This is a genomic window from Stenotrophomonas sp. 2694 (genome assembly GCF_040548715.1).
In the GTDB taxonomy this organism is placed as follows: domain Bacteria; phylum Pseudomonadota; class Gammaproteobacteria; order Xanthomonadales; family Xanthomonadaceae; genus Stenotrophomonas; species Stenotrophomonas indicatrix.
On sequence record NZ_JBEPSG010000008.1, the window covers coordinates 18,745 to 31,388 of the forward strand.

General features: G+C 67.0%; 12 protein-coding genes. 1 reads left to right on the plus strand and 11 read right to left on the minus strand.

The window, feature by feature from the left end; translation table 11 throughout:
- Positions 1-37: 37 nt before the first annotated feature.
- The 3 genes from smeF to smeD all read right to left on the minus strand — a co-directional run bounded on the left by smeF (position 38) and on the right by smeD (position 5,868).
- Positions 38-1,438 carry a multidrug efflux RND transporter outer membrane subunit SmeF gene (gene smeF / locus ABIA73_RS11635; RefSeq protein ID WP_144435806.1) on the minus strand — a complete coding sequence of 467 codons (1,401 nt, stop codon included), beginning with the start codon at positions 1,436-1,438 and terminating at the stop codon, positions 38-40.
- 110 nt (positions 1,439-1,548) lie between these two features.
- Positions 1,549-4,674 carry a multidrug efflux RND transporter permease subunit SmeE gene (gene smeE, locus ABIA73_RS11640; protein WP_080149814.1) on the minus strand — a complete coding sequence of 1,042 codons (3,126 nt, stop codon included), beginning with the start codon at positions 4,672-4,674 and terminating at the stop codon, positions 1,549-1,551.
- Positions 4,675-4,686: 12 nt separating this feature from the next.
- On the minus strand, positions 4,687-5,868 hold the full coding sequence (gene smeD / locus ABIA73_RS11645; RefSeq protein WP_032976547.1) for a multidrug efflux RND transporter periplasmic adaptor subunit SmeD: 1,182 nt from the start codon (positions 5,866-5,868) through the stop codon (positions 4,687-4,689).
- Positions 5,869-6,095: 227 nt separating this feature from the next.
- Here smeD and smeT point away from each other — a divergent pair, with 227 nt between their 5' ends.
- Positions 6,096-6,755, plus strand: a complete 660-nt coding sequence (gene smeT, locus ABIA73_RS11650) for an efflux transporter SmeDEF transcriptional repressor SmeT (protein ID WP_025877280.1) — start codon at positions 6,096-6,098, stop codon at positions 6,753-6,755.
- A 164-nt stretch (positions 6,756-6,919) separates the two neighbouring features.
- On the opposite strand, the gene hslU is transcribed toward smeT, so the two are convergent.
- From hslU to ABIA73_RS11690, 8 genes are all read right to left on the minus strand, one after another.
- Complete coding sequence (gene hslU / locus ABIA73_RS11655) at positions 6,920-8,296, minus strand: ATP-dependent protease ATPase subunit HslU (RefSeq protein WP_025877282.1); 1,377 nt, start codon at positions 8,294-8,296, stop codon at positions 6,920-6,922.
- A 76-nt stretch (positions 8,297-8,372) separates the two neighbouring features.
- Entirely contained in the window at positions 8,373-8,924 is a 552-nt protein-coding gene (hslV, locus tag ABIA73_RS11660; RefSeq protein WP_025877284.1) for an ATP-dependent protease subunit HslV, read from the minus strand.
- A gap of 74 nt (positions 8,925-8,998) precedes the next feature.
- Complete coding sequence (locus ABIA73_RS11665; RefSeq protein ID WP_025877286.1) at positions 8,999-9,199, minus strand: DUF3079 domain-containing protein; 201 nt, start codon at positions 9,197-9,199, stop codon at positions 8,999-9,001.
- Between the two features lie 176 nt (positions 9,200-9,375).
- Positions 9,376-10,269, minus strand: a complete 894-nt coding sequence (xerC, locus tag ABIA73_RS11670; protein WP_154881082.1) for a tyrosine recombinase XerC — start codon at positions 10,267-10,269, stop codon at positions 9,376-9,378.
- A 16-nt stretch (positions 10,270-10,285) separates the two neighbouring features.
- On the minus strand, positions 10,286-10,960 hold the full coding sequence (locus ABIA73_RS11675; RefSeq protein WP_025877290.1) for a DUF484 family protein: 675 nt from the start codon (positions 10,958-10,960) through the stop codon (positions 10,286-10,288).
- The gene (gene dapF, locus ABIA73_RS11680) at positions 10,957-11,808 is read right to left on the minus strand and encodes a diaminopimelate epimerase (RefSeq protein ID WP_099785448.1); all 852 of its coding nucleotides are present in this window, start codon (positions 11,806-11,808) and stop codon (positions 10,957-10,959) included. The genes ABIA73_RS11675 and dapF overlap by 4 nt, the downstream gene beginning before the upstream one ends.
- Entirely contained in the window at positions 11,801-12,040 is a 240-nt protein-coding gene (gene lptM, locus ABIA73_RS11685; RefSeq protein ID WP_025877294.1) for an LPS translocon maturation chaperone LptM, read from the minus strand. Before lptM ends, dapF begins: the two co-directional genes overlap by 8 nt.
- Positions 12,041-12,169: 129 nt before the next feature.
- Entirely contained in the window at positions 12,170-12,592 is a 423-nt protein-coding gene (locus tag ABIA73_RS11690) for a YbaN family protein (protein ID WP_312964837.1), read from the minus strand.
- Between the last annotated feature and the right edge of the window lie 52 nt (positions 12,593-12,644).

A 12,644-nucleotide genomic window follows, 5' to 3' on the forward strand; every position in this document is an offset into this window, starting at 1 on the left:
GCTGCCGGCCAGCGGCCGGCACTACCGGTCTGCGCGCTTACCCGCGCTCGTGCCAGCCGCCGCCCAGCACCTTGTACAGCGTGATGCGGTTGGCCTGCTGCGCCAGCTGTGTCTGCAGCTGGCTCTGCTGCGCGTTGTAGGCGGTACGACGTGCATCCAGCAGGGTGACGAAGCTGTCCAGGCCCGCGTCATAGCGCGCCTGCGACAGGCGGTTGGCCTGCTCGGCCGCTTCCACCAGGCGCTGCTGCGAGGCCGCCTGTTCATCCAGGCTGACATTCAATGCCAGCGCATCGGCGGTTTCGCGGAAACCACTCTGGATCGACTTTTCGTACTGCGCCAGCGCGATATCGCGGTCGGCGTTGGCCACGGCCAGGTTCGCGCGCAGCTTGCCGCCCTGGAAGATCGGCAAGGTGATCTTCGGCAGGAAGCTCCACACCCGCGTACCGCTGTCGAACAGGCCGGACAATTCACCCGAACCACTGCCGATGCTGCCGGTCAGCGAGATGCTGGGGAAGAACGCAGCGCGTGCGGCACCGATGTTGGCATTGGCCGCCAACAGCTGATGTTCCGCCGCCATGATGTCCGGGCGCTGCAGCAGCACGTCGCTGGGCAGGCCAGCCGGCGGTGGTGCCAGCGCAAGCACCTGCGGCGCGATGCTGTCCGGCAGCAGCGCCGGATCCAGCTGGCCACCGGCCAGCAGCGCCAGCGCGTTGCGGTCCTGGGCCAGCTGCCCACGCAGGCGTGCGGCATCGGTACGCGCAGTCTCGACCAGGGTGCGGGTCTGGGTCAGTTCCAACCCCGAACTGCCACCGCGCTCATGGCGTGCTTCGGCCAGGCGCAGCGAATCCTCATAGGTCTTCACCGTGGCTTCGGCGATTTTCAACTGTTGCGCGTCGGCACCGTAGGTCAACCACGCGGTGGCGGTCTCGGCCACCAGGCTCAGCTGCGCGTTGCGGCGGTTGGCGGCTACAGCGAAGTACTGCTGCAGCGCGGCTTCGCTCAGGTTGCGCACGCGGCCGAACAGGTCCAGTTCGAACTCGGCCACGCCGACGCCCGCGCTGAACTGCTCGGTGACCGGCACGTCGCCACCGCGGCGGTCCATCTGCCCGGTCACGGCCACGGCCGGCACCCGGTCTGCGCGCTGCACGCGATACTGGCCACGCGCCTTTTCGACGTTGAGCACGGCCACGCGCAGGTCGCGGTTGTTGTCCAGCGCCTGGCCGATCACCTGCTGCAGGCGCTCGTCGGTGAAGAAGTCACGCCAGCCGACCGCGGCCGCATCGGCCACTTCGCCCTGCGCGGCTTCGGCCGGCCACTGCGACGGAATGGCCGGGGCCACTGCGGTGTTCTTCGGCGCCAGGGTGCCGCAGCCGGCAAGCGCCAGTGCCGCAGCGATGGAGAGGAACAGAGATGCACTTTTCATTGGAATGACTTCCATCGGTACTGCCGGATGGCAGGAGGTAGTGCCGGCCGCTGGCCGGCAACCTCATTGGATTCACATCAAGCGATCAGCAGCTGCCGGCCAGCGGCCGGCACTACCGTTTCAAATCAGCTGGTGGCGTTGCGCTTCTTGAACACGCGCTGCACCACGACGAAGAACAGCGGCACGAAGAACACGCCGAGTACGGTGCCGACCACCATGCCACCGAGCACGCCGGTGCCGATCGCCTGCTTGGCGCCGGAGCCGGCACCGCTGGAGATTGCCAGCGGCAGCACGCCCATGCCGAAGGCCAGCGAGGTCATGATGATCGGGCGCAGACGGTCGCGGACCGCGTGCATCGTCGCTTCGATCAGCCCCGCGCCCTTCTCCAGATGCTCCTTGGCGAACTCGACGATCAGGATCGCGTTCTTGCTGGTCAAACCCACCGTGGTCAGCATCGCCACCTGGAAATAGATGTCGCGCTCCATGCCACGGAAGGTATTGGCCAGCACCGCACCGAGGATGCCCAGCGGCGCCACCAGCAGCACCGAGGTCGGCACGCTCCAGCTTTCATACAACGCGGCAAGGCACAGGAACACGATCATCAGCGACAGGGTGTACAGCAGCGGCGTCTGCGAGCCCGCCTGGCGTTCCTGGTAGGACATCGCCGTCCACTCGACGCCGAAGCCCGCCGGCAACTGCTTGGCCAGCTGTTCGATCTCGGCCATGGCATCACCGGACGCCACGCCCGGGGCCGGTTCGCCCTGGATTTCGGTAGCCGACACGCCGTTGTAGCGTTCCAGGCGCGGCGAGCCGTAGTCCCAATGCTTGCTGGCGAAGGCGCTGAACGGAACCATCTCGCCCTTGTCGTTCTTCACCGACCAGAGATCGAAGTCCTCCGGCACCATGCGGAACGGCTGGTCAGCCTGCACGAACACGCGCTTGACGCGGCCGCGATCGATGAAGTCATCGATGTACGAGCTGCCCCACGCGGTGGCCAGAGTGGTGTTGACCTGGTCGATCGACAGGCCCAGCGAGCTGGCCTTGGCCACATCGATATCGATGCGGAACTGCGGGGTGTCTTCCTGGCCGTTCGGTCGCACGTTGGCCAGCTTCTTGCTGCCGGCCGCCAGGCCCAGCAGCTGGTTGCGGGCCGCCAGCAATGCCTCGTGGCCCTGGCCGCTGTTGTCCTTCAGGAAGAACGTGTAGCCGGAGGCCGTACCCAGTTCCGGAATGGCCGGCGGCGGGAAGGCAAAGATGAAGGCATCCTTGATCTGCCCCAGCGCGGCCATCGCACGTCCGGTGATCGGCATCACGCCGTTGTCGGCGTCACGATCCTTCCAGTCCTTCAACTTGACGAAGGCCATGCCCGCGTTCTGGCCCATGCCGGCGAAGCTGAAGCCCTGCACCGAGAACACCGATTCGACCGCACCCTTCTCGTTTTCCATGAAGTGCTTTTCGAGCGCGGCGATCGATTCCAGCGTGCGCTCCTGGGTTGCGCCCACCGGCGCCTGCACCAGCGCCATCAGCACGCCCTGGTCTTCGTTGGGCAGGAACGAGCTGGGCAGGCGCACGAACAGCACGCCCATCAGCAGGAACAGCGCGGCCACGATGCCCATGAACCGCCACGGGCGATGCAGAATGCCGCGCACGCCGCGCTGGTAGCTCTCGCTGGTGCGGTCGAAGCCACGGTTGAAGCCGTTGAAGAAGCGACCGGCGAAACCGCGGTGGGCGACATGGTGCTCACCCTTCTTCAGCGGCTTGAGCATGGTCGCGCACAGCGCTGGCGTCAGCACGATCGCGACCAGCACCGACAACGCCATCGCCGACACGATCGTCGCCGAGAACTGCCGGTAGATCACGCCGGTGGAGCCGCTCATGAAGGCCATCGGCACGAACACCGCCGACAACACCAGGCCGATACCCACCAGCGCGCCGGTGATCTGGCTCATCGACTTGCGGGTGGCTTCCAGCGGCGACAGGCCCTCTTCGGACATGATGCGCTCGACGTTCTCCACCACCACGATGGCATCGTCCACCAGCAGGCCGATGGCCAGCACCATCGCGAACATGGTCAGCATGTTCACCGAGAAGCCAAGCACCGACAGCACGCCAAAGGTACCCAGCAACACCACCGGCACGGCGATGGTCGGGATCAGGGTGGCGCGGAAGTTCTGCAGGAACAGGTACATCACCACGAATACCAGCACGATCGCTTCGAGCAGGGTCTGCACCACGCCCTTGATCGACACGCGCACGAACGGGGTGGTGTCGTACGGGATCTCGGCCTTCAGGCCGGCCGGGAAGAAGCCTTCCAGTTCCTTCAGCGTTTCATCGACACCGGCAGCGGTATCCAGCGCGTTGGCGCCGGTGGCCAGCGTGACCGCCAGGCCGCTGGCCGGCTGCCCGTTGTAGCGGGTGACGAAGTCGTACGACTCGGCGCCCAGCTCGACGCGGGCTACATCGCCCAGGCGCAGTTCGGCACCGTCCTGCGCACCGCGCACGATGATGTTGCGGAACTGTTCCGGGGTCTGCAGGCGCGACTGCGCGTTGATGGTGGCGTTGAGCTGCTGGCCCTTCACCGACGGCGCACCACCCAGCTGGCCGATGGCCACCTGCGCGTTCTGTGCCTTTACCGCAGCGACCACTTCCGGCACCGACATGCCGTAGGTGTGCAGCTTGTTCGGGTCCAGCCAGATGCGCATGGCGTACTTGCCACCGAACACCTGGATGTTGCCCACGCCCGGAACGCGGCTGAGACGGTCCACGACATTGGAACCGACGTAGTCGGCGATGTCGTTGGCATCCATGCTGCCGTCTTCGGACACGAACGCGATGACGTTCAGGAAGCCCGAGCTGGACTTGGCCACGTTGATGCCCTGCCGCTGCACTTCCTGCGGCAGCAGCGGCATCGCCAGCTGCAGCTTGTTCTGCACCTGCACCTGGGCGATGTCGGGGTTGGTCCCGCTCTCGAAGGTCAGGGTGATGGTGGCCTGGCCGTTGGACGAGCTGTTGGAGGAGAAATAGATCAGGCCATCAAGGCCCTTCATGTTCTGCTCGATGATCTGCGTCACCGAGTCTTCGACCACCTTGGCCGAAGCACCCGGGTAGCTGGCGCTGATTTCCACCGCCGGCGGTGCGACGTTGGGGTACATCGAGATCGGCAGCTTGAACAGGGCCAGGCCGCCGGCGAGCATGATGATGATCGCGATGACCCACGCGAAGATGGGTCGATCGATGAAGAAACGTGCCATGGAGTTCTCCGCTTACTTCGCGCCTGCGGCCGCAGCTGCAGGTTGGGCGGCGGCCGGCTTGGCCGGGGCGGCGCCCTGTTCGGTGGCATTCACGGGCATGCCCGGGCCGATCTTCTGCAGGCCTTCGACGATGACCTTGTCGCCGGCCTTCAGGCCGTCCTCGACCAGCCACTTGTCGCCGACGGTGCGGCTGACCTTGACCGGGCGCACTTCGACCTTGTTGTCCTTGCCGACCACCATTGCACTGGTATCGCCCTTCGGATCGCGGGCGATGCCCTGCATCGGCACCAGCACCGCATCGCTGCGCACACCGCCGCCGATCACCGCGCGCACGTACATGCCCGGCATCAGCAGGCCATCGGGGTTGTCGACCCTGACCCGCAGCGCGAAGCTGCCGGTGGCCGGATCGACGCTGACTTCGGAGAACTCCAGCGTGCCCTTGTGTTCGAAGGTGCTGCCGTCTTCCATCAGGATGCTGACCGGCGTCTGCTGGTTGTCCTGCAGGCGGCCGGCGGCCAGTTCGCGGCGCAGCTGCAGCAGCTCGGCCGAGGACTGGGTCAGGTCGACGTAGATCGGGTCCAGCTGCTGCACGGTTGCCAGCGCCGTGGCCTGGCCGGCGCTGACCAGCGCGCCCTGGGTGACGCTGGACTTGCCGATGCGGCCGCTGATCGGCGCGGTGATGCGCGCATAGCCAAGGGTCACGTTGGCGGCATCCAGTGAGGCCTTGGCGGCGCCGACATCGGCCTCTGCCTGCTTCTGCGCGGCCACGGCGTTTTCCAGATCCTGCTGGCTGACCGCGTCGACCTTGGCCAGTTCGGTGATGCGCTTGGCGCTCAGCCGCGCCGCATTGGCGGTGGCTTCGGCGCGGGCCAGCTGTGCACGCGCACTGTTGGCCTGGGCGCGATAGCTGGCGTCCTCGATCTGGTACAGCGGCTCGCCGGCCTTGACCATCCCACCCTCGGTGAACAGGCGCTTGGCGACGATGCCGTTGACCTGCGGGCGCACTTCGGCCACCAGGAAGGCGTTGGTGCGGCCCGGCAGCTCACGGGTCAGCCCGACGGTCTCGGACTTCAGCGTGACCACGCTGACCTGGCCCGGCCCCTGTTCGGGCGCCTGGGGTTGGCCGCCGCAGGCAGCGACGGTGGCAGCGATCGCCAGCGACAACGCGAAGGGTCGGATTCGGCTCAGCAACATGATGGGAATGGCTCTTGAAGGGAGGGATCTCAGCAGGTGCTGATACGACGGCCCCTCCCCTTGCAGGAGTGAAGACCGCGCGGACAGCGCCCACCCGCGTGAAGTGGGAGCCAGGACAGGCCTGCCACGCACACGACGGGAATGATGGGAGGGAAATATACATACATGCGTGTTTGTTTGTAAAGCGGTACAATTCAGCCACGTTTCACCCGCACTCGTACCCGCTCATGGCCCGCAAAACCAAAGAGGACACCCAGGCAACCCGCGAAGGCATCCTGGATGCCGCCGAAGCCTGTTTCCACGAACACGGCGTGGCCCGGACCACGCTGGAGATGATCGGTGCCCGCGCCGGCTACACCCGCGGCGCCGTGTACTGGCATTTCAAGAACAAGGGCGAGGTGCTGACCGCGATCGTCGAACGGGTGCACCTGCCCTTCATGCAGGAGCTGGAGCGCACCTCCACCGACCAGCGCGACACGCCGGTGCATGACCTGCGCGCGGTGATGATCCACTCGTTCATCGAGCTGTCCGAGGACGAGCGCCTGCGCAAGACCATGGAGATCATGCTGCGCAGCGATGCCTCGGCCGACACCAGGGTGCTGACCGAACTGCAGCAGAGCGGTTTCCGCGATGCCCTGGACCGGATGGAACGCGCCCTGCGCCGTGCCCAGGACCTGGGCCAGCTGCGCGACGGCGCCGACCCGAAGATCGCCGCGCGCATGCTGCACGCCACCGTGCTCGGCGTGCTGCACGGGGCGATGGTCGAACCGGACCTGATGGACCTCAAGCGCGACGGCATGCTGGCGCTGGACATGACCCTGGCCGCCTACGTGAAGGAAGGCGTGTTCGTACCGGGTTCGGTACCCGAGCCGCTGCCGGAGGCGTGACGGCGCCGCCGGGCATGGCCCGGCGTTACCGCAGATTCGGCCACAAAGGTAGCGCCGGGCCATGCCCGGCGAGTACGTAACGGGTCGGATCCCTCGCCATGGCGAGGGATCCGACCCTGCATAACGAAAAAGGCCGCCTTTCGGCGGCCTTTTCGCATTCCCGGTTACAGGATGTAACGGCTCAGGTCCGGGTCCTGCACCAGTTCACCCAGGTGCGCATCGACATAGGCACTGTCGATGGCCAGGGTTTCACCATCGCGGTCCGGTGCTTCGTAGCTGAGCGAATCCAGCAGGCGCTCCAGCACGGTATGCAGGCGGCGCGCACCGATGTTCTCCTGGCGCTCGTTCACCTGGAAGGCGATCTCGGCCAGGCGGTCGATGGCATCGGTGGTGAAGCTGACCTTGACGCCTTCGGTGGCCAGCAGCGCTTCGTACTGCTTGGTCAGCGCAGCCTTCGGCTCGGTCAGGATGCGCACGAAATCAGCCTTGCTCAGCGCACCCAGCTCCACGCGGATCGGGAAGCGGCCCTGCAGCTCAGGGATCAGGTCGCTGGGCTTGGCCAGGTGGAACGCGCCCGATGCGATGAACAGGATGTGGTCGGTCTTGATCGTGCCGTACTTGGTGGACACGTTGGAACCTTCCACCAGCGGCAGCAGGTCGCGCTGCACGCCTTCGCGCGAGACATCGCCACCGCCCACGTTGTCACCCCGCTTGGCGACCTTGTCGATCTCGTCGATGAACACGATGCCGTGCTGCTCGCAGGCCTCGATCGCGGCAGTGCGGATGTCGTCCTCGTTGACCAGCTTGCCGGCCTCTTCCTCCTGCAGCAGCGGACGCGCGGCCTTGATGGTCAGCGTGCGCTTGTGGGCCTTGGCGCCACCACCGAGGTTGGCGAACATCGACTTCAGCTGCTGGCCCATTTCCTCCATGCCCGGCGGGGTCATGATGTCCATGCTGACGTTGGCGGTCAGGTCGAGCTCGATCTCGCGATCGTCCAGCTCGCCGTTGCGCAGCATCTTGCGGAACTTGATGCGGGTCTCGTTGTCCTGCGCCGACGGCTCGTTGCGCGCAGCCTCCGGGTCGAAGCCGATGCCACCGCTGCGGCGCGGCAGCAGCGCATCGAGGATGCGGTCTTCGGCGCGCTCTTCGGCCTGCGTGCGCACGCGCACCTTGGCCTGTTCGCGGTACAGCTTGACCGCGGTATCGGCCAGGTCACGGATGATCTGCTCGACATCCTTGCCGACATAGCCGACTTCGGTGAAGCGGGTCGCTTCGACCTTGACGAACGGCGCGTTGGCCAGCGTGGCCAGGCGGCGCGCGATCTCGGTCTTGCCGACGCCGGTCGGGCCGATCATCAGGATGTTCTTGGGCATGACCTCGTTGCGCAGCTCGGGCTGCAGCTGCATGCGGCGCCAGCGGTTGCGCAGGGCGATGGCGACCGCGCGCTTGGCGTCATGCTGGCCGACGATGTGCCGGTCCAGTTCCTGCACGATCTCGCGCGGGGTCATGGTGGCGGAGGAAACTTCGATCTTGTGCGGCATGGGTGTGCTCACGAATGCGTTGTCGGTAGCGCCGGGCCATGCCCGGCGGATCAGGAATGCGTGTGACGGTTCCCCGTCACAACTCCTCGACCACCACGTTGCGGTTGGTGTAGATGCAGATGTCACCGGCGATGTTGATCGCTTCGCTGGCGATGGTGCGTGCATCCAGTTCGGTGTGCGCCATCAGCGCGCGTGCAGCGGACAGCGCATACGAACCACCGGAACCGATGGCGATGATGCCGTCCTCCGGCTCGATCACGTCGCCGGTGCCGCTGATGATCAGCGAGGTTTCCTTGTCGGCCACCGCCAGCAGGGCTTCGAGCTTGCCGAGGCGGCGCTCGGTGCGCCAATCCTTGGCCAGTTCCACCGCGGCACGCTGCAGCTGGCCATGCTTTTCCAGCTTGGCTTCGAACAGCTCGAACAGGGTGAAGGCATCGGCGGCGGCACCGGCAAAGCCGGCCAGTACCTGGCCATCGCGGCCAAGGCGGCGGACCTTGCGTGCGTTGCCCTTCATCACCGTGTGGCCGAGGGTGACCTGGCCGTCGCCGGCAATGGCCACGTGCTCGCCGCGACGAACGCAGACGATGGTGGTGGCGTGGAAAACGGTGGGATTCTGACTGGGGTCCATGCGGCCTCCGATAGCTGTTCACGGGACATGGGGACAGCCGCCGAAGCGATCAAGCCCGCACCGATAGCTGCCGTTCAGCGCTTGGCATGCGATGGCCGGTCCGGATTGGGTTCAATGCCCCACGCCACGTACCAGTCCTCACCCTGCGTCTCGATCGGGTGCTGGGTGCGGCCCGAGCCGTTGCCACAGGCCAGTGCGTCGGCAGCGCAGTAACGGTCGCAGCCCCAGCAGATACGCTCGGGGTGCTTGGGGCGCAGCGGAATGGGCTTTGCCATGGTCGGCATCTCGTCGTGGCCTGCGGCCACGATGCACCGGCGACCACTGCACCGCCCTGATCCAGATCAAGCGGCGGCCGTTCCGGTAGCGCCGGGCCATGCCCGGCGAGCGCGCAGTGCGGGCGGTGTCGCGTACACGACACATGGATCGCACAGCCGCCGGGCATGGCCCGGCGCTACCCCCCCGTGTCGGGCGGGTCTTTGCGGCGTTTCGCGCGCGGATGCGCCGCATCGTAGACCTTGGCCAGATGCTGGAAATCCAGGTGGGTGTAGATCTGCGTGGTGGCGATGTCGGCATGGCCGAGCAGTTCCTGCACACCGCGCAGGTCACCGGAGGATTCCAGGATGTGGCTGGCGAAACTGTGCCGCAGCATGTGCGGGTGCACGTGCTTGAACAAGCCCTGGCGCTGCGCCAGCTGGCGGATGCGGATCTGCACCGCGCGCTGGCTGATCGGCCCGTTGCGGCCGGGGAAAACCGGTGTGGCGCCACTACCACCGCTTTCGCTGCGCCAGGTCAGCAGCGCTTCGCGTGCCGGCTTTCCGAAGGGGACGCGACGTTGCCGGTTGCCCTTGCCCATCACGTTGACCAGGCCACTGGCGAAATCCAAATCGCGCCAGGTCAGCGCACAGACTTCGCTCAAGCGCAGGCCGGAGGAATAGAACAGTTCCAGCAGCGCGCGGTCACGACGACCCAGCTCGCCTTCCGGTTCCAGTTCAACCAGCTGCACGGCTTCGTCCGCATCGAGCACCTGCGGCAGCCGTCGCGGCGCACGCGGCGCCTTCAGTGTCGCTGCCGGGCTGGCCTCGATGCGGCCATGCTTGAGCAGCCAGGCATAGAAGCTGCGGCAGGCCGACAGCCGGCGTTGCAGGCTCTTGGCCGACAGGCCACGGCGGTGTTCATCGGCAACGAACTGGCGCACCGCGTCGGTATCCAGCGCCTCCACGGCCACCCCGCGGGGTTCGGCCCACACCGACAACGCATCCAGGTCGCGGCGGTAGGCGTCGAGCGTATGCGCCGACATCCGCCGCTCCACCTGCAGGTGCTGCAGGAACGCCTGCACCGCGCTCATCGTCGTCGTTTCCCGCTCAATCCGCGAAGCGCTTGAGCCCGGTCACCAGGGCCTCGCCCATCATCCGCAGGAACAGCGTGCCCATGCCGGGATAGAAGCGGTTCGGATCATGGCTGCCCACCGCGATCAGGCCAACACCCGGCAGCGGCAGCAGCGCGGTGGTCTGCACCTCCTCGCTGCGCGCGCCGTACAGCACCGCGTTCTTGTCGCTGTGCAGGCGGCCGCAGATCGGCTCACCATCCTTCAGGCAGTCGCGGAACGGGCCCAGCTGCGCATCATCGGCAGCCAGCACCTGCAGCCACTCGGCCTGCTCCAGCCCCGCCACCGGCGCATGCACGACCAGCCGTACCAGATCGCCGGCGAAATCTTCCTGCAGTGACGCCGCCATCGCGCGCAGCGTGTCGGCGGCGTTGTCCTGCTTCATCAGGGCCAGGGTGAGCTGATGCGTGCGCACCGCCAACCGCTCGTTGACCTGCGCGGTCGCGCCCAGGTCTGCCAACCGTCGCGCCAGCTCGCGGTTCTTCTCGCGCAGCACTTCCAGCTGGTAGCTGGCCAGCGATGCGGTCGGGCCGTCATCGCGTGGCACCACCAGGGTCAGCGCCAGGTCCGGGAACTGCTTGAGGAAACCCGGATGGCGCCGCAACCAGGCGGCGACTTCATGGGCACCGAGCTTGTCGACGGTCTCAGTCATGCGATCCACTCCCCTTCGAAGACGAATGCGGTCGGGCCCGCCATCACCACCGGCTGGCCATCGCCCGGCCACTGGATGCGCAGGTCGCCACCAGGCAGGCTGATGCGCGCATCGCGCTGCAGGCGGCCGCGATGCATCAGGGTCACTGCCGCCGCGCAGGCGCCACTGCCGCAGGCCAGGGTTTCACCCGCGCCGCGCTCGAACACGCGCAGGCGCACATGTTCCGGGCCCATTACCTGGGCGAAGCCCACGTTCACCGACTTCGGGAACGAGGCATGCTGCTGCAGCAGTCCGCCCACGCGCTCGACCGGTGCGGCGTCGACCAGGCCCACTTCAATCACCGCGTGCGGATTGCCCATCGACACCGCCGCGAAGCGCACGGTCTCACCCTGCAGTGGCAGCAGGTACTCCTCACGCGGGTGGGCGAAGCCGATCAGCGGCACCTGCGCCGGATCGAACAGCGGCACGCCCATCGCCACCGCGTACTGGCCATCGCCGAGGACATCCACGGCGTGGCTGGCCAGCGGGCTGTCGATGACGAAGCGGTCGCCCTGCGCACTGCCCTCGCGCACCAGCCAGGCAGCGATGCAGCGCGCGCCGTTGCCGCACTGCTCGGAATTGGAACCATCGGCGTTCCAGATGCGGTAAGAGGCGACGGAGCCTTCGGCGCGCGGCGGCTCGATGGTCAGGATCTGGTCGCAGCCGACGCCGGTATGGCGGTCGGCCAGGCGCGCGGCCAGTTCCGGAGTGGGCGGCGGGGTGCCGTCGCGCAGGTCGATCACTACGAAATCGTTGCCCGCGCCGTGCATCTTGCTGAAGCGCAGGCCGTTGGTACCGGCCTTACTCATTCCCGTCGTCCACCTTCTTGGCCGGATCAGGAGTGACGGACGGACTGCCGTCGCGCGGGGCCTGGGTGGCAGCAGGCGTGGCGTCGGCATCAGCGGCCGGTTCGACGGTTTCTTCCACCGGCACCGGCTTCTGCGGCAGCACCAGCGGGCCCTTGTTGCCGCATGCGGCGAGGAACAGCAGCGAGGCCGCTGCCAGCGGAATCAGGATGACATTGCGATGGGGGATGTTCATGCCCCGAGTATAGCCATTGGCGGCTGAGCGGTTGGTGCAGGGTGCCGCGTCAGGCATCCGCCGGGCATGGCCCGACGCTACCGCAACCCAGCACCCCTGGTAGCGCCGGGCCATGCCCGGCGGGAGAGATCAATCGGCCGGCGGCAGCGGCCGGGTCCACAGCCAGATCGCCACCACGGTCATGCTGCCGATGGAGAACCACTTCACCCAGGCCACCGGCACGCACCACAGCATGATGCCGGCGCACACCGCCATGGTGATCGTGGCCATCCATTTGCCGTAGCGGCTCACCGCACCATGTGCCTGCCAGTTGGCGATGGCCGGGCCGAAGCGCGGGTGCTGCAGCAGCCAGCCGTGCAGGCGCTCGGAGCCGCGCGAGGCGGCCCAGGCCGAGATCAGGATGAATACGGTGGTAGGCAGCCCCGGCACGAAGATGCCGACGATGCCGGTGCCCAGGCTGGCATAGGCCAGCAGCCACCACGCCCAACGGAACCGCACCGGCCGGGCGGGCGTTGGCAGGTCCTTGGTGGTGGGCGGTTCGGGCGGGCGCATCGCGCAAGGATACCGAGCGCAGGTGGCGGCGGCGATATCACCGCCGCCACGA